Source organism: Neisseria gonorrhoeae, assembly GCF_003315235.1.
GTDB classification, from domain to species: Bacteria; Pseudomonadota; Gammaproteobacteria; order Burkholderiales; family Neisseriaceae; genus Neisseria; species Neisseria gonorrhoeae.
Genome location: NZ_QNRU01000011.1, coordinates 14,885 through 31,596, shown reverse-complemented (window position 1 = coordinate 31,596; position 16,712 = coordinate 14,885). Strand labels below are relative to the sequence as shown.

General features: G+C 55.0%; 10 protein-coding genes, 1 tRNA gene and 5 pseudogenes. 8 read left to right on the top strand and 8 right to left on the bottom strand.

Annotated features, from left to right (window positions below; genetic code table 11):
• The first annotated feature begins 5 nt into the window (after positions 1 to 5).
• Positions 6 to 1,018, top strand: a pseudogene (locus DFR77_RS14110) (FAD:protein FMN transferase).
• 174 nt (positions 1,019 to 1,192) lie between these two features.
• Here DFR77_RS14110 and DFR77_RS06420 read toward each other — a convergent pair.
• The 7 genes and pseudogenes from DFR77_RS06420 to DFR77_RS14560 form a co-directional block, all read right to left on the bottom strand.
• Positions 1,193 to 2,530 carry a sodium-dependent transporter gene (locus DFR77_RS06420; RefSeq protein WP_003695694.1) on the bottom strand — a complete coding sequence of 446 codons (1,338 nt, stop codon included), beginning with the start codon at positions 2,528 to 2,530 and terminating at the stop codon, positions 1,193 to 1,195.
• 233 nt (positions 2,531 to 2,763) lie between these two features.
• Positions 2,764 to 3,828, bottom strand: coding sequence for a glycosyltransferase family 4 protein (locus tag DFR77_RS06410; protein WP_003691706.1), 1,065 nt, complete (start codon positions 3,826 to 3,828; stop codon positions 2,764 to 2,766).
• Entirely contained in the window at positions 3,829 to 4,593 is a 765-nt protein-coding gene (locus DFR77_RS06405) for a glycosyltransferase family 2 protein (protein ID WP_003691703.1), read from the bottom strand.
• A 68-nt stretch (positions 4,594 to 4,661) separates the two neighbouring features.
• Positions 4,662 to 4,737, bottom strand: a tRNA-Ile gene (locus tag DFR77_RS06400).
• Positions 4,738 to 4,790: 53 nt separating this feature from the next.
• Positions 4,791 to 6,136: pseudogene (locus DFR77_RS14105) on the bottom strand (beta-ketoacyl-[acyl-carrier-protein] synthase).
• Positions 6,130 to 6,859, bottom strand: a pseudogene (gene fabG, locus DFR77_RS06385) (3-oxoacyl-ACP reductase FabG). Before fabG ends, DFR77_RS14105 begins: the two co-directional pseudogenes overlap by 7 nt.
• A 37-nt stretch (positions 6,860 to 6,896) precedes the next feature.
• Positions 6,897 to 7,325: pseudogene (locus DFR77_RS14560) on the bottom strand (ApeP family dehydratase).
• A gap of 263 nt (positions 7,326 to 7,588) precedes the next feature.
• Here DFR77_RS14560 and DFR77_RS06380 point away from each other — a divergent pair.
• From DFR77_RS06380 to ubiD, 4 genes and pseudogenes are all read left to right on the top strand, one after another.
• On the top strand, positions 7,589 to 8,338 hold the full coding sequence (locus tag DFR77_RS06380) for a beta-ketoacyl synthase chain length factor (protein WP_003705851.1): 750 nt from the start codon (positions 7,589 to 7,591) through the stop codon (positions 8,336 to 8,338).
• Positions 8,339 to 8,430: 92 nt separating this feature from the next.
• Positions 8,431 to 8,968 (top strand): annotated as a pseudogene (locus DFR77_RS14685) (COG4648 family protein).
• Between the two features lie 6 nt (positions 8,969 to 8,974).
• Entirely contained in the window at positions 8,975 to 9,490 is a 516-nt protein-coding gene (locus tag DFR77_RS06370; RefSeq protein ID WP_003693782.1) for a DUF2199 domain-containing protein, read from the top strand.
• A gap of 19 nt (positions 9,491 to 9,509) precedes the next feature.
• The gene (gene ubiD / locus DFR77_RS06365) at positions 9,510 to 10,988 is read left to right on the top strand and encodes a 4-hydroxy-3-polyprenylbenzoate decarboxylase (protein ID WP_003691687.1); all 1,479 of its coding nucleotides are present in this window, start codon (positions 9,510 to 9,512) and stop codon (positions 10,986 to 10,988) included.
• Positions 10,989 to 11,051: 63 nt separating this feature from the next.
• Here the strand turns inward: ubiD and DFR77_RS06360 are convergent, their stop codons facing one another.
• Positions 11,052 to 13,154 carry an AsmA family protein gene (locus DFR77_RS06360; protein WP_033910088.1) on the bottom strand — a complete coding sequence of 701 codons (2,103 nt, stop codon included), beginning with the start codon at positions 13,152 to 13,154 and terminating at the stop codon, positions 11,052 to 11,054.
• A 90-nt stretch (positions 13,155 to 13,244) separates the two neighbouring features.
• Between DFR77_RS06360 and DFR77_RS06355 the strand changes: the two genes are divergently transcribed.
• The 3 genes from DFR77_RS06355 to glmM all read left to right on the top strand — a co-directional run bounded on the left by DFR77_RS06355 (position 13,245) and on the right by glmM (position 16,593).
• Positions 13,245 to 14,138 (top strand): chorismate mutase, encoded by an 894-nt coding sequence (locus tag DFR77_RS06355; protein ID WP_003691684.1) that lies wholly within the window; start codon positions 13,245 to 13,247, stop codon positions 14,136 to 14,138.
• 139 nt (positions 14,139 to 14,277) lie between these two features.
• Complete coding sequence (gene folP, locus DFR77_RS06350; RefSeq protein ID WP_033910087.1) at positions 14,278 to 15,129, top strand: dihydropteroate synthase; 852 nt, start codon at positions 14,278 to 14,280, stop codon at positions 15,127 to 15,129.
• Positions 15,130 to 15,258: 129 nt separating this feature from the next.
• Complete coding sequence (gene glmM, locus DFR77_RS06345; protein WP_003691680.1) at positions 15,259 to 16,593, top strand: phosphoglucosamine mutase; 1,335 nt, start codon at positions 15,259 to 15,261, stop codon at positions 16,591 to 16,593.
• The last annotated feature ends 119 nt before the right edge of the window (positions 16,594 to 16,712 follow it).

The following is a 16,712-nucleotide window of genomic DNA, read 5'->3' as shown; positions in this document are numbered from 1 at the left end:
GCGGTATGGGCAGGCATTTCGGGCGCAGACGTTTTCTGACGGCTGCCGCCGTTGCTGTGGCCGGTGCGGCGGTTTCTTTTTTGCCGAATCCTTTTGCCGCCGGCGGCGAAAAACGCAACATGGATAAAAAACGCGATGAAAATGTGTTTTTCTGGAAAGGTGTCGCGCTGGGTTCCGGCGCGGAGCTGCGCCTGTTCGGCGTGGACGACAGACAGGCGGCGGATTTGGTCAATAAGGTTTTGGCGGAAGTGGCGCGTTTGGAAAAAATGTTCAGCCTTTACCGTGAAGACAGCCTGATCAGCCGTCTGAACCGCGACGGTTATCTGACTTCGCCTCCGGCGGATTTTTTGGAACTGTTGAGCCTGGCCGCGATATTCACGCGCTGACGGAAGGCGCGTTCGATCCGACGGTTCAGGCGTTGTGGAAACTGTATGCCGATTATTTTGCCGCCCGTCCCGATGCGGAAACGCCGCCGGAGAATAGCGTGAAGGAAACCCTGAAACGGGTCGGCTTCGGCAAAGTCTCGTTTGACGACCGTGAAATCCGTTTTGCCGAAAAGGGTATGGGTTTGTCCTTGAACGGCATCGCGCAAGGCTATATCACGGACAAGGTTGTTGCGCTGCTTAAAGCAAACGGAGTGCCTGCCGCGCTGGTCGATATGGGCGAAATCAGGGGGTTTGATACAAACGGCAGGCGGATGTGGAATGTCGGCATCCGCAATCCGGACGACGAAGAAGGCGTGTTGGCAAATATCACGATGAAAGACAAGGCGTTTGCCACTTCGGGCGGCTATGGGACGGTGATGGACAAAGCGGGCAGGCTTACCCATTTGTTCGATCCGCGAACCGGCGTGAGTACGCCGCGTTATAAAAGCATGAGCGTAATGGCGGATGATGCGGCGGTTGCCGATGCCTTGTCGACGGCGTTTTCCGTGATGGATTTGCCGCTGATACGGTCGGTTGCCGAAAGCAGGCGGCTTAAAGTTAGGCTGGCCATGCCGGACAATATAGTGGATTAACAAAAACCGGTACGGCGTTGCCTCGCCTTGCCGTACTATCTGTACTGTCTGCGACTTCGCCGCCTTGTCCTGATTTAAATTTAATCCACTATACTTTGAACGAAATAGGTTGAATCTGAAGCAAAATGCCGTCTGAAAGGCTTTCAGACGGCATTTTGCCGTCGGGCGGTATGTTTAAAGGATGCCTAAAGAATTGACGAAAACAATAATAATGGCAATCGGGGCAAGGTAGCGCAAGGTATTCAGCCACAGCAGCAGCACTGCCCGTGGTACGGTGCTGCCCGCGCCGGCATCTTTTAACACAGACTGCTTGTCCTGAATCCAGGCGGTAAAGATGGAAACACTCAAAGCACCAATCGGCATAATGACGGCGGAAATAACATAGTCCCACAAATCAAAAATGGTTTTGCCGAAAACCTTAAACTCACCCCATGCGCCGAAAGACAGCGCGGACGGGATGCCGACAATGAAAATAGCCGTGCCGATAAGCCAAGTATGTTTTTTGCGTTTGCGCTCGTCTTGGCGGATGGTTGAGGCAATGACCGTTTCCAACATCGAAAATGCCGAAGTCAGCGTGGCGAAAACGACCAGAAGCATGAATACTGCAAATAAAACCGTACCGAACGGCATTTTCATGAACACTGCGGGCAATACGATAAAAATCAATCCCGGCCCCTGGTTCGGTTCAAAACCGAAGGCGAATACCGCCGGGAAAATCACCAGGCCGGCAAGCAGGGAAACCAAGAGGTTCATCCACATAATCGTATGGCCGGAACGGAACATATCCTGATCTTTTCCCAAATACGAAGCATAGGTAATCATGGCGGAAACGCCGATGCTCAGGGCAAAAAACGCCTGGCCCAAAGCCGTAATCATCGTATCGGCTTTAAAGTACGACCAATTGGGTTTGAGCAGGAAAGACACGCCCTCCATTGCATCCGGCAGCGTCAGCGAACGGACAGCCAGCGCAATAAAGAGGATAAACAGCCCCGGCATCAGATAACGGTTTGCCTTTTCAATGCCGTCTGAAATGCCGCCTTTGACCACCCAAACCGTAATCAGCATAAACAGTGCCTGATAGGACAGCGAACCTGCCGGATTGGAAATCGTTGTGCCGAACAGGGCTTCAAAGTCCGCTCCCGCATGGATTGCCCCTGTAAAACTGTGGACGACATAATTCAATACCCATCCGCCGACCACGCTGTAAAACGACAGCAAAATAAAGCAGGCGGCAACGCCCATGCGCCCGACCCAAAGCCATTGCGTACCCGGACGCAGAACCCTGAAGGAATCGACGGCATTTTTACCGCCCGTGCGCCCGATATAAAATTCGGCAAGCTGGACGGGCAGGGCGACCAAGACGGTAAATATCAAAAACAGCAGGAAAAACACCGCGCCGCCGTTGGTGCCCGCCGTATAAGGAAATTTCCAAATCGCGCCCAAACCGATGGCCGAACCTGCCGCAGCAAGTACGAAACCGATTTTGGACGACCAAGAAGTATGGTTACTCATAAAATTTATTAAGAAATGTGAAGGTAGTGCATTGTAACAAAGCACTTGACGCGGCGGCACAAGCCGGGGAAGACGCTGCAAAACTTTGCCAATAGGCTGCGCGATATCGGGGGATATTGGGATTTTCTTATTTTGAAGGATGAATTCGGGGTGTTTTTTTCCAATGAACGAATATAATTTGGCGGTTTGTTGCATCAAAGGCTTTCAGACGGCATAGGCCGTCTGAAAGCGGCTTATATTGCATCCAATAATTTGTCGGCGGTATGGTTGATGGTGAAACGGGCGGCGACGCATTGATGTCCTGCCGTTGCCAGTGCGTTTTTTGCTTCGGGGTTTAAGACGAGGCGTTCGATTTCGTCCGCCAAAGATTCAGGCGTAAGCCTGTCCAGCAGAATCCCCGATTGATGATGTTCGATAATTTCCTTTTGCGCACCCAAAGTATTGGAAATCACCGCCGTTCGGCAGTACATCGCCTCGCATAATGACAAACCGAATGCCTCCGGGACGAGGCTGGGCAAAACCACGACATCGCTTTGGCGGTAAAACGAAGCAAGTTTTTCGGTAAACCCTTCAAAAGAAACAAATGGTTCTGCTCCCGAAGCAGATACGCCCCGCTTCAGGCGGCACATATAATCCGGATGTCCGTGCCCTGCCAATTTGAGCCTGATTTGAGGATATTTCCGATGCAGTATCACACAGGCTTCAATCAGGTTTTCCAATCCTTTTTCCGGACTGATCCTGCCGGCGTAGGCGACGGTAAAAAAACGGCTGTCGGGTTTTTCTTGAGACGGGGGGAACCGGCCGGTATCGATACCGTTATGAACAATCCGGTATTTTTCTTTAAAGGGATTGTCGGCGGTTTGCACATCGTAAACCAGACGGGAAACGCAAATAAAGCGGTCGGTGTTTTTCTGTATCAGGCGGTGATAAAAATCGGTTTTGTTGGCGACGACATTATGTTTGACAAATATCAGGCGCACCCCGGTCAGTTTTTTCAAAAGTACGGATAAGGCGGCAATTTTGCCGGTGTGTATCATCAGGTGGGAAATGTGGTTTTCCCGGATAAAGCGGGTAAGCGCGTAGAGCGAAAACAGCCCGTTGAACGTGTGAAGGCGCGTTGTGAAAACGGAAGAAACTTCGGAAAAGCGTCTGCGCATCAATTCATCATTTTTATTGACGGCGGTAAACATGGTGCAGCCCCGAAGTCCCAATGCTTTTGAAACATCATAGACATATTGTTCGCCCCCACCCCAAATCTTGGCCGATACGATATTTAATATCCTGAATTCTTTTTCCATTTAAAATTTTCCGCCGGATTTGTACAGATAATATAGTTTGACATATTTAATCATCGTGTAATAGCTGTGGTTGACGGACATAATCCAACCCATTTTTCCATCAAGAAACCCTTTGTTCAGGATATAAATTTTGAAAAAACCCCAAATCGGACGGAGGATAATGTCCCTAACGAAACTCACGGGCTTTCCCTGCTCCCGGTATTTCTCGGCCGAGATGGAAGTATATTTGTTGAACTTGTTGAAATATTGTTCCCAGTTGTCGTACGTGTAATGGTACATAAAATGTTTCAGACGGCGTTCGGGGTAGGGGGTCTGTACGGTTTCGTGTACTTTGCCTTGCACCGAACCGCCTTTTTTCGGCATCAGACGGCATACGCTGTCGGGACGCATCGCGCCGTGTGTGGCGGGATGGTTGGGGAAAAGGTTGCGGCGTTCGACAAAATAGGCGGCATAATCGCCGGTTCGGACAATTTTTGAGATTTCATCAGATAGTTCCGGCGTGCAGCGTTCGTCTGCATCAATCAGGAAAACCCATTCTCCGCCTGCCTGTTCGATGGCAAATGTTTTTTGCGCTCCGAAATCCCCGTTCAAATGCCGTCTGAAGACTTTTGCACCCAAACCCTCGGCAATTTCGGCAGTGTTGTCGGCGCTATGGTCGTCGATAACGATAACTTCTTTATCGAAACGGCAACTTTCAATACATTCCCGAATGTGGTTTGCTTCGTTTTTGGCAACAATCAATACGCTGACTTTTTTCATTATCAAGGTTTCTCAAAGCATTTTGGTTTCACAGGGCGGCAAAAAAGCCCAAACATACGTCCGGGCTTGGGAATTGGTGGGTCCGGTGGGGTTCGAACCCACGACCAAGGGATTATGAGTCCCCTGCTCTAACCCCTGAGCTACAGACCCGTCAAGAGTAGGCGCGTATTGTATAGCATAGCGGTGGGATTGACAAACTTATTTCATCCGATGATTAAGACGCAGTTGCTTCCCCCGAAGGCAAACGACGAGCTGGCGGCAATGCGTTTTTCGGTTTCCCAGCCGTCGCCGGTCAGGTTAATGGCGGGCAGGTCGGGGTCGTTCTGCCCGTCCCAAAGCCGGGGCGGAAGTTTCCCTTCGGGATTGCTTTGCCGGTCGGCAATGCCCCACGCGAACGCGGCTTCGATTGCGCCCGCCGCGCCCAGCGTGTGTCCGGTTTGCGGCTTGGCGGACGTGCAGGGCGTATTGTTGCCGAAAACCGCTGCAACGGCGCGGCTTTCCATACTGTCGTTGTGGTGCGTCCCGGTGCCGTGCAGATTAATCCGGCCGATGTCTTCGGGCGCAAGGCCGGCGTGCTGCAATGCCGTCTGAAAGGCGAGGATTGCGCCTTTGCGTCGGGGCGGGGCGTGGAAATATGGTAGGCATCGCTGCTTGCGCCGTAACCCAGAAGCTGCATACCGCCGGAAAAATCCGCATCGCGCGTCATGATGAATACGGCTGCGCCTTCGCCGATATTGATGCCGTCGCTGTTGGCGCCGTAGCCGACGAGTTCGGCGTAAATTTTCGCACCGCGCCGTTTGGCGTGTTCCAATTCTTCCAATACGAAAATCCCCGCGCCTTTTCTCCGATGACCAGCCCGTCGCGGTTCGCGTCGTATGGACGCGGGGTCTCTTCCGGTTCGCCGTTGCGGCGGCTGGCGGCATAGAGCGAGTCGAAAACATACACTTCGGACGGGCAAAATTCTTCGCCGCCGCCCGCCAGCATCATATCGGTCAGACCGTATTTGATGGCCTCGTAAGCATAACCTATGCCTTGGCTGCCCGAAGAACACGCGCTCGATGTCGGGATGATGCGTCCTTGTTAATCCGAAAAAGATGCCGATATTGGCGTCGGCGGTGTGCGGCATCATACGCACATAGGTATTGGCGCCGAAGTTGCGCGACGTGCCGGTCAGCAACAATTCTCCCACATCTCCGATGTCTTTGGTGCCGCCGCCGGAAGAGCCGCAGGCAACGCCCATCCGTCCGTCGGTAATGCTTTCGTCTCCGAGCAAACCGGCATCCGCCAGCGCCTGCTCCGCCGCATCGACGCACAGGTACGACACGCGCCCCATACTTCTGAGCCGCTTGCGCGTCCAATGTTTCGGCGGCGCGTAATCCTCAATCGGCGCACCCAGTTGCGCTTCCAATTCGGGGAAACGTTCGCGCCAATCCATATATTTGACGGCGTTTTTTTCGGCTTTGAATGCTGCCTGTATGCTTTGCCAATCCCGGCCGAAGGCGGTAATGCCGCCTATGCCCGTTACTGCGACCCTTCTGGTATTCAACACAAACCTCCGTTCACCGCAATCACCTGGCGCGTGATATACGCCGCTTTTTCATCCATCAGGAAGTGCACTGCGTGCGCCACTTCTTCCGGCAGTCCCATACGCGCGGCGGGGACGGCTTTCAAAATTTCTCCGACGGGTACGTTTTCATCGACAATCTCCGTATCGATCAAACCCGGCGCCACGCAGTTGACGGTGATTTTGCGTTTCGCCGGTTCGACCGCCAAGGCTTTTGCCGCGCCGATAATGCCCGCTTTTGACGCGCTGTAATTGACCTGCCCCCGGTTGCCCGTCAGGCCGGACACCGATGCCATACACACAATCCGTCCGGCTTTGCGGCGGCGTATCATCGGCATAACCAGCGGATGCAGTACATTGTAAAAACCGTCCAAATTAGTCCGCGGCACCACATCCCAATCGTCGTCTGAAAACGCGGGGAAGGCATTGTCGCGCGTCAGGCCGGCGTTCAACACCACGCCGTAATACGCGCCGTTTGCTTCGATGTCGGCGGTCAGAATCTCGCGGCAGGCTTCGCGGTCGGACACGTCAAACTGCAACACGCGCGCATTTCTGCCCAAAGCGCGGATTTCTTCCGCCACGGCTTCGGCTTCGTCGCGGCGGCTGCGGCAGTGGACGGCGATATCAAAGCCGTCGTCCGCCAAAACCGAGTGCGGCGGCTTTGCCTATGCCTCTGTTTGAGCCGGTAATCAGGACGGTTTCAGTCATGGTTGTTCTCCGTATGTGCGTGCCTGTTCAGACGGCATTAAGTTGTTTCGACAGGGTGTTCGGGGCTGTACACGTTGAGTGAGGCGCGCGCCAAAATGCCGTCTGAAAGGAGTGTTTCAGACAAGGTTTCCGGCGCGTCCGTCCAACGCAGTTCGCAGTCGGACACGCCCATACCCCGGCATCTTGGATAGACATATGCGCCGTTGCCGGCAAATGTGTTCCGACAGGGACGGATTGGGTAAAAATTTCAAGTTTGCGCGTGCCGGGCAGGAAAACCGAGCCGGACCGGTTGCGCCTTTTTTCGGGCTTGGAGGCCGGCATATGCGCCGACAGCCTACGCCATCAGTTCGATAAATGCCGTATAGGGCAGTATGCCGCCGGCCAGCAGGATGTGGTCGGGTTTTACCTGCGCCCCTGCTTCGACAAAATCATCGCCGTATCGGGTAATGCGGTCTATCAGAACCATACGCCCGCTGTGCGGCAGCAGGGAGGCGGTGTCGGTAATCGGGCATTATCAATGATAAATGTAAATTCAGGCTAATTCGGGCGGTTTGCCGAGGGGCGGCGTTGTCGGAAAAAATGGCGTGGATGCGTTTGAATTTCGGCATTGTCAGGGGGATGGGCTTTGGTTAGAATGCGGCACAGTGTAAATTTTTGAAAGAAACTATGCCGCCGATTATTTGCCGGTTCCACTTCGACATCGCCGACTGACGGGTTTCGGGCGGCAAAATGCGCGATATGGCCCAGTGGAGGCAGTGGGCGGAATGTCCGGATTTTGCCGACGGTTTGCCCGATGTCAGGCGGGAATTGCCGTTCCTGCCCGCTATGCGGCGCCGCCGTTTGAGTAAGGCGGCGCGTTTGGTATGCGACGCGGCTTGGGACATTGCCTCCGCCCATCCCGGCAGTCCGGTAGTTTATGCCTCGCACGACGGGGAAATGGCGCGTAGTTTCGATTTGTGGTTGGAACTGTTGAAATCGCATACCGTGTCGCCGACTTCGTTCGGTTTGTCGGTGCACAATGCGACGGCGGGGCAATGGTCGATATTGAGGCGGGATATGAGCGAGCAGACGGCATTGGCCGTGTGTGCCGACGGTGTGGAAACGGCATTGGCGGAAGCGGCGTCCCTGTTGGAAGAGGGATGCGGGTCGGTTTTGGTTTTGGCGGCGGACGATCCGCTGCCGGAAGGATATGCCGTATCGGCAACGCGCGCGCCGTTTGCTTATGCTTTGGCGATGGTTCTGACCAAAGGGACGCGTTACAGCCTGACTTTGTCTGCTTCGGACGATATGCCGTCTGAAGCCGGTATGCTGCCCGAGGCATATTGGAGCGGTTTGGAATGGGTGCGTTTTCTGCTGAACGGCAGTCGGGAATGCCGCCGGGTATATCGCAATCGTGAATGGTTGTGGCAGCCCGCAAGCTGCAGGCTGAAGATTTCCGCAATGTCCGCACCGTCAACGACGTGGTACAGGCGGTATTGAAGATTCAGGCCGGCTAATCGGGTATTTCTAATTATTTTTCAGACGGCATGTTTTTATCGGATGCCGTCTGAAAACGTTTGTGCGGATTCAAAATGAAACCCGGTTTTTTCGGACATATTTTTTTGACCGTATTAAGCATTGCCTATCCCGCTTTGTGGTATAGTGGATTAAATTTAAACCGGTACGGCGTTGCCTCGCCTTGCCGTACTATTTGTACTGTCTGCGGCTTCGCCGCCTTGTCCTGATTTAAATTTAATCCACTATATTACACTGTTTTTTGCCGCAGTATTGGTGTTCGGGCGGCGTGATTCAATGTATTGGTATCCTGTCCTCGTTAATTTGATGATGTTGGCGGTGTTCGGCAGCAGCCTGTTTGCCGGGCAGACGGTGATTGAAAAACTTGCGCGGCTGCAACAGCCCGACCTGCCTGAAAAAGCCGTGCGCTATACCCGCCGGGTAACGCAGGTTTGGTGCGTATTCTTTATTGCCAACGGGACGCTTGCCGCTTTGTTGGCCCGGTTGGGGCGATATGATTGGTGGGCGGTTTATACAGGCGTGATTGCCTATGTATTGATGGGGATGCTGTTTGCCGGCGAATGGCTTTACCGCAAACTTGTGTTGAAAGTCTGAAACCTTATGCACACTTGCACTTCCTGCGGCGAAAAACATGAAGATATGCCCGCAACCGGCTTTACCGCCCCCTATCCCTATAATCAACTCAGTGAAGAAGAACGCATTGCTTATCAAGCGGAATGCGATTCTGATTTCTGCATCATCCGCTATTCCGGCCAAACCGACCGCTTTATCCGCGCGGCGCTGCCTATTCCGATTATCGGGCATCAGGAAACGCTGGAATACGGCGTGTGGGTGTCCGTCAGCGAAAAGAGTTTTAACGACTATCAAAGCCGCTTTTACGACAACCCTGAAAACGCCGTTTATTTCGGTATGATTTGCAATCGGCTGCCCCCTTATGAAACCGACACCTTCGGTCTGCACTGCAATGTCGTTACCCAGTCCGACAACCAACGCCCTTTGCTGCAACTTCATCAAAGCGGCGGACATCCGCCGGTACGCGACTTTTATCACGGCATGGGATATGCCGAAGCGCAGGCAAGGATAGGGGCGGTATCCGAATCGGATTGTTCAGGATAAAAGGACAAAAAGGATAAACATGAAATACAAAGACCTGCGCGACTTCATCGCTATGCTCGAGCAGCAGGGCAAGCTCAAGCGCGTCGCCCACCCCGTTTCCCCGCATTTGGAAATGACCGAAATTGCCGACCGCGTGTTGCGCGCCGAAGGGCCGGCGTTGTTGTTTGAAAACCCGGTTAAGCCCGACGGTACGCGCTATGATTATCCCGTGTTGGCGAACCTGTTCGGCACCCCCGAACGTGTGGCGATGGGCATGGGCGCGGACAGCGTGTCCAAGCTGCGCGAAATCGGGCAGACGCTGGCGTATTTGAAAGAACCCGAACCGCCCAAAGGCATCAAAGACGCGTTTTCCAAACTGCCGCTGTTGAAAGATATTTGGAGCATGGCGCCGAACGTGGTGAAAAACGCGCCGTGTCAGGAAATCGTGTGGGAAGGAGAAGACGTTGATTTGTATCAGCTTCCGATTCAACATTGCTGGCCGGAAGACGTTGCGCCGCTGGTAACGTGGGGCTTGACCGTCACGCGCGGGCCGCACAAAAAACGCCAAAATCTCGGCATTTACCGCCAACAACTGATCGGCAAAAACAAGCTGGTTATGCGCTGGCTGTCGCATCGCGGCGGCGCGTTGGATTATCAGGAATTCCGCAAACTCAATCCCGATACGCCGTATCCCGTCGCCGTCGTACTCGGTTGCGACCCCTCCACCATTTTGGGCGCGGTAACGCCCGTTCCCGATACTTTGAGCGAATACCAGTTTGCCGGACTGCTGCGCGGTTCGCGGACGGAGTTGGTGAAATGTATCGGCAGCGATTTGCAAGTGCCTGCCCGTGCTGAAATTGTATTGGAAGGCGTGATTCATCCAAACGAAACCGCGTTGGAAGGCCCATACGGCGACCACACGGGCTATTACAACGAGCAGGGCCATTTCCCTGTGTTTACGGTCGAACGCATCACCATGCGCGAAAACCCGATTTACCACTCTACCTACACAGGCAAACCGCCCGACGAACCTGCCGTTTTGGGCGTGGCGTTGAACGAAGTGTTCGTACCGCTTTTGCAAAAGCAGTTCTCCGAAATCACCGATTTCTACCTGCCGCCCGAAGGCTGTTCCTACCGCATGGCGGTGGTCAGCATGAAAAAACAGTACGCCGGACACGCCAAGCGCGTGATGACGGGCTGCTGGTCGTTCCTGCGCCAGTTTATGTACACCAAATTCATCATCGTGGTGGATGACGATGTAAACGTGCGCGACTGGAAAGAAGTCATCTGGGCGGTAACCACGCGCATGGACCCCGTCCGCGACACCGTTTTGGTGGAAAACACGCCCATCGACTACCTCGACTTCGCCAGCCCCGTCAGCGGACTCGGCGGCAAAATGGGTTTGGATGCGACCAGCAAATGGCCGGGAGAAACCGACCGCGAATGGGGACGGGTAATCAAAAAAGACCCTGCGGTTACGGTTAAAATTGATGGGATTTGGGGGAAATTGGGGTTGTAGGTTTTACGGTCATGCCGTCTGAAGATTAATGTGTTTCAGACGGCATTTTTGTACGCAGGGTATTTACGGTTCTTTAGGTTTGAGCCACTGCCATTGTTCCAGCAGGGTGTCTTCGAGGATTTTCTGTTTCTCTTTGCGCGAATTGATGCCGCCGGTCAGCCTGCCGTAATCGACGGTAATGGACGGCTTGTCCACCGTACCGGTGATTTTCAGGGGAATCGGTTTGTTTTTCGGATGGACGGCGTTGCGGATAAGGACATCTTCAGACAATTCCTGCGTATCCAGATTGGTATAGCCGTTGCTGGTAACATAGAGGCTGTCGGAGAAGAGTTCGGTATCGATGTGGCGGCTGATGCCGTCTGAAATTTCGCTGTTGAGCGTGAATCGGTAGAAGGGTGTGCTGCCCGAGATTTTTCCGGAAAGGCCGTTTTTTAAAATGCTGTCCATATCGATGCCGTGCCACGCGCCGTTGGAAATATTCAGCGACAGGCTGCCTTGCAGCGAGCGGATAAGCTGTTTGCGGTTTTCGCCGCTTGCGGTCAGGTCGATGACCGCATCGCCGTTGCCGCTGAAGCTGTGGAAGCCGAACAGGTCTTGCAGCAGCGGTTGGATTTGGATGTTGCTTGCATTCTGTTGCAGGCGGTAAGTGGCGGGACGGGTGTTGGCGATGCTGATGCCGCCTTCGGTATGGCCGCCGTAAAGCCCTGACTTGAAACGGCTGAGCGCGATATGGTCTTTGTCGGCGTGGAGGTAGGTTTCCATATCGTCCAGTTGCAAGCCGGGGAGTTGGATGCTGCCGATTTTGAGGTGTGCCTCGACGTTGCCGGACAGCCTGCCGAGGATGTCGGGGAATATTTTGCCGTTTTGTTGCCGAAATTCGTCAAGATAGGGGGCGGGGTTTAATTTTTGCAGCGCGGCGGCGGCTTCCAGGTGCGGTGCGCCTTCCCGCGTATATTTGAATTTTGCGGCAACGGGTTGGCGGTCGAATGTGCCGTTTAATTCGGCATTCCAATTTTGCAGATTCGGTATGGACAGCGAACCGTCGAGCCGGCTGATGAAACGGGGTTGCGGCAGGCGGTCGACGGTATCCTGAAGGGTCGATATGTGCAGGCGCGGGGCGTCCAGCCCGTTGTCCCGACTCCAAACCAACGGCGAGCCGAGGGAGAAATTGGTTTGAAGGCGCGGTGTTTTGAAGCTGCCGGAGATTTCGGCGTTGCCGATGTTGGCGATGCCGGAGTGCAGGTTGGCTTTGTCGAGTTTGAACGAACCGTCCCATCGGGCATATTCGCCGCCGGCGGTAAACGTGCCGTTGACCGTGCCGGTTTTGATGCTGTTGTTTTTGAGTGCCAGTGCGGGGATTTGCGCGGTCAGGTGGAGGTTGCGGAAGGAAGTGTCTGCACGCAGGCCGAGGCCGGCGGCATCCGCTCCGCCGGCGTTGAAGCGGACAGAAGGGCTGCCGGTGGTGGAAATGGTGATGCCGTGTCCGTCCAGCGAAGTGGAAGCTTCAAAATGGAACGGTGAGATTTCGGGCGTGCCGATGCCGTCTGAAAGGAACAGCCCCCTGCTTTTCCACGGGACGGACAGCTTTCTCCAAACCAGTATGCCCGAACTTTCAAACTGCTGCCCCGACGAATCGGGGGATTGCAGGTTGAGGCTGATTTCCTTCAGGATAAGCTGTTGCTGCAGGAAATTGAGGCGGACGGTGCTGTTTTCGACGATAATGCGGTTGACTGAGGCGGAGTGTTTCGCGCCGTCGAACAGGTCTTGGATGTTCCAAGCGCCGTTTCTGTCGCGCGTCAGGGCAAGATCCGCACCCGAAACCACCCATTTTTCAACCTGTATCCGATCCGACCACAGGTTTTTCCAGCTCAATCCGATTTTGGTTTCTTTGACGGAAACGGCGACCCGGCCGCCGTCGGGTTCGGTAATGGTCAGGTTTTTCAGGATGACGGTCGGGCGGGGCAGAAGCCTGCGCCGTATATCCGTATCAAACGAGATTTTCCGGTGAGTATGGGCAATGCTTTGTTGGAGGCGGCTGCGGATGTTTTCGGGCGTGAAGGTGCGATATACGGAAGCGTGCAGCCCGACTGCCGCCAAAAGCAGCATCGTCAGCACCGCCACCGCATATTTCAGACGGTATTTGTGGAAAACCGATAATAAATCCATAGCCCGAACAATCTGTAAAACACGCCACAGTATAACACGGCTTGCAAAAATCCTATTTTGGGCGGGCCGTCTCTTGTGTCAGGAGGAAATATGATTATTGTCATGAGCAGGCGTGCCGCCGAAGCGGACATTGCCGGCGTTGTCGCCTTCATCCGCAGCAGAGGTCTGCGAGAACACATTTCTCACGGCGACGAGCGTACCGTCATCGGCGCAATCGGCGACGATAGGGTTTTGAGCGTCAGGGAGGTACAGACGCTGCCGGAGGTCGAGAAAGCCGTCCGCATTTTGGACACATGGAAAACCGTCAGTCGGGAAAATCGGGCGGAAGACAGCCGCGTTGCCGCCAAAGGCGTGGCTTTCGGCGGCGGGGAAACCGTCCGTATCGCTGCAGAACCGTCAGTATGGAGCAATGCGGATGCAGTGTTTCTGGATCCGTTTTTCACTTCGGCAAACTTATACGACACTTTAAGTGCGGATGAAGGGCGGGGACGGTGCAGACGGTTGGCGGAACAGGCCGCATCGGCGCATGGCGCAGGGAAACCCGTATTGGTGCGCGTTCGCAACGTCCGCCATGTCGAAGCGGCTTTGAATGCGGGAGCGGACATCCTGTATTTGGGCGGCGGGCTGATGTCCGATCTTGCCGTATTGAATGAAGCCGGAAGCCTGAACATTCCCTTGGTTCTGTGTAAAGACAAGCACCATTCTGCCGAAGATTGGTTGAATGCCGCAGAATATGTCGTCTCGCGCGGCAACCGCCACCTGATTCTGGGCGAGTCGGGCGTGTTGGGCCATACCAAAGGCCATCCCTACCGTTTGGATGTCGAATCCATCGTGAAAGTCCGCCAAATCAGCCATCTGCCCGTGATTGCGAATATTACGGGATTATGGAGCCGCGATATGCCGCAGGAAATCCTGTACGGCTTGGCAAAGGCGGCAGGCGCGTGCGGAATCGTCGGAACCTGTTTTGAAAAGGCGGGCGGATAGCAGGCATGCCGGCAGATTCAAAGGCGGCGCAGACATTGGGACAACATGCCGTCTGCCGCCCGAATAGCGGTGCCGTCCGAAGCGCACAAGACGGTTTCAGACGGCATATAATCTGTTTTTTATTTCGGGAGGAGTTCAGATGGCACGACACGTTTGGCGGGCAGGACGGTTTGAAATCGGTTTGGACAAACCGAAAATCATGGGCATCGTGAATCTCACGCCCGATTCTTTTTCCGACGGCGGCGCGTATTCGCAAAACGCCCAAACAGCTTTGGCGCATGCCGAACGGCTTTTGAAAGAGGGTGCGGACATTCTCGACATCGGCGGCGAATCGACGCGGCCGGGTGCGGATTTCGTTCCGCCCGAAGAAGAATGGGCGCGGGTTGAGCCTGTATTGGCGGAAGCGGCGGGGTGGGGCGTTCCCGTCAGTTTGGACACGCGCCGCACGGTGGTTATGGAAAAGGCGTTGGCACTCGGCGGCATCGATATTATCAATGATGTGGCGGCGTTGACCGACGAAGGTGCGGTCGAATTGCTGGCGCGCCAGGCGGACACGGGCATTTGCCTGATGCATATGCGGGGCTTGCCCGAAACCATGCAGGACAATCCGAAATATCAGGATGTGGTCGGCGAAGTGGCACGTTATCTGAAAACACGGTCAGAAACCTGTGTCGCGGCAGGCATCGCGCCGCAACGGATTACGCTCGACCCGGGTTTCGGCTTCGGCAAGAACCTGCAACACAATATCGTACTGATGCGGCATTTGCCCGAATTGATGGCGGAAACCGGTTTGCCGCTGCTGATCGGTGTGTCGCGCAAACGCATGATAGGTGAGCTGACCGGTGAGGCGGACGCGGCGGCGCGCGTACACGGCAGCGTGGCAGCGGCTTTGGCTTCCGTGGCACGCGGAGCGCAAATCGTGCGCGTGCACGATGTGAAGGCGACGGCGGACGCGTTGAAGGTGTGGGAAGCGTTGGGCGTGAACCGGTAAACGGCGGTTTTTGCGCCGAATGCCGTCTGAAAAGGGCGGGACGGCTTCAGACGGCATCAACGGTGCAGGCAGCAGGGCGCAAACTGACTGTATAATCTCGGACAACGGTTCACATTCACGGAGCAAATGATGGCAAAAAAATATTTCGGCACGGACGGCGTGCGCGGCGAAGTCGGTCAGTTTCCGATTACGCCCGATTTTGTATTGAAACTCGGCTATGCGGCGGGGCAGGTGCTGGTGCAGCACGATACCGATCAGAAACCGACCGTCCTCATCGGCAAAGACACGCGCATTTCAGGCTATATGCTGGAAGCCGCGCTGGTAGCGGGCTTTACGGCGGCGGGTGTGAATGTGGTACAGACCGGGCCGTTGCCCACGCCCGGTGTGGCTTATCTGACCCGCGCATTGCGCCTGTCCGCCGGCGTGATGATTTCCGCGTCGCACAACACCTATTCCGACAACGGCATCAAATTCTTTGCCGAAGGCGGCGTGAAACTTTCCGATGAAGTCGAGTTGGAAATCGAAGCCAAAATCGATGAAGAAATGAAAACCCAACCGTCCGCACGTCTCGGACGCGCCCGCCGCATCAGCGGTGCGGACGACCGCTATATCGAGTTTTGCAAATCCACCTTCCCCGGCCATTCCGACCTTCGGGGTTTGAAGTTGGTTATCGATACCGCCAACGGTGCAGGATACGGCGTTGCACCCAAAGTGTTCCACGAACTCGGCGCACAGGTCGTCAGCATCGGCAACGAACCCAACGGCTACAACATCAACGAAAAATGCGGCGCGACCCATACCAAAACCCTCCAAGCCGCCGTGTTGCAAAACGAAGCCGATTACGGTATTGCCTTGGACGGCGATGGCGACCGCCTGATGATGGTCGATAAAAACAGGCAGGTTTACGACGGCGACAGCCTGATTTACGTCATCGCCAAAGCCCGCACCCGAGAAGGTATCAACATCGGCGGCGTGGTCGGAACGGTCATGACCAATATGGCGATGGAAATCGCCCTGAAAGAGCAGGGCGTCGATTTCTGCCGCGCCAAAGTCGGCGACCGCTATGTGTTGGAACAGCTGAACCAACGCGGCTGGCTCATCGGCGGCGAAGCCAGCGGCCATATTTTGTGCATGGACAAACATAACACCGGCGACGGCATTATTTCCGCGCTGCAAGTCTTGGCGGCGCTGCAAATCCTGAACCAAGACCTCGCCGCCGTTTGCGCCGACTGGCAGCCGTATCCGCAAACGATGATTAACGTGCGCATCCAAAAGGGTCAGAAATGGCAGGAGGCTTCGAAAGACGTGTTGGCCGAAGTGGAAAAAGAACTCGAAGGCAAAGGGCGTGTCGTGTTGCGCGCTTCGGGAACCGAACCCGTCGTGCGCGTGATGGTCGAGGCGCGTCAGGCCGATTGGGCGCGCGACGGGGCGGAGCGTATCGCCGCCGCCATCGGCGGCATTTAGGCAAAATCAGGCAAAACCGTTTCAACAGCGGCGGTTTTCCTGTTTAAATGCCGTCTGAACGTCCGGCGGGGGCGCGAATCTGCCCCCCCTGCCGCTTTCAGACGGCATAATCTTTGATA

What these genes read in the sequence shown, in the direction of transcription:
- DFR77_RS06420 (WP_003695694.1), bottom strand. Translation starts at nt 2,530, where the DNA reads ATGAGTAACCATACTTCTTGGTCGTCCAAAATCGGTTTCGTACTTGCT.
- DFR77_RS06410 (WP_003691706.1), bottom strand. Translation starts at nt 3,828, where the DNA reads ATGGAAAAAGAATTCAGGATATTAAATATCGTATCGGCCAAGATTTGG.
- DFR77_RS06380 (WP_003705851.1), top strand. Translation starts at nt 7,589, where the DNA reads ATGCGCGATATGGCCCAGTGGAGGCAGTGGGCGGAATGTCCGGATTTT.
- DFR77_RS06370 (WP_003693782.1), top strand. Translation starts at nt 8,975, where the DNA reads ATGCACACTTGCACTTCCTGCGGCGAAAAACATGAAGATATGCCCGCA.
- ubiD (WP_003691687.1), top strand. Translation starts at nt 9,510, where the DNA reads ATGAAATACAAAGACCTGCGCGACTTCATCGCTATGCTCGAGCAGCAG.
- DFR77_RS06360 (WP_033910088.1), bottom strand. Translation starts at nt 13,154, where the DNA reads ATGGATTTATTATCGGTTTTCCACAAATACCGTCTGAAATATGCGGTG.
- DFR77_RS06355 (WP_003691684.1), top strand. Translation starts at nt 13,245, where the DNA reads ATGATTATTGTCATGAGCAGGCGTGCCGCCGAAGCGGACATTGCCGGC.
- folP (WP_033910087.1), top strand. Translation starts at nt 14,278, where the DNA reads ATGGCACGACACGTTTGGCGGGCAGGACGGTTTGAAATCGGTTTGGAC.
- glmM (WP_003691680.1), top strand. Translation starts at nt 15,259, where the DNA reads ATGGCAAAAAAATATTTCGGCACGGACGGCGTGCGCGGCGAAGTCGGT.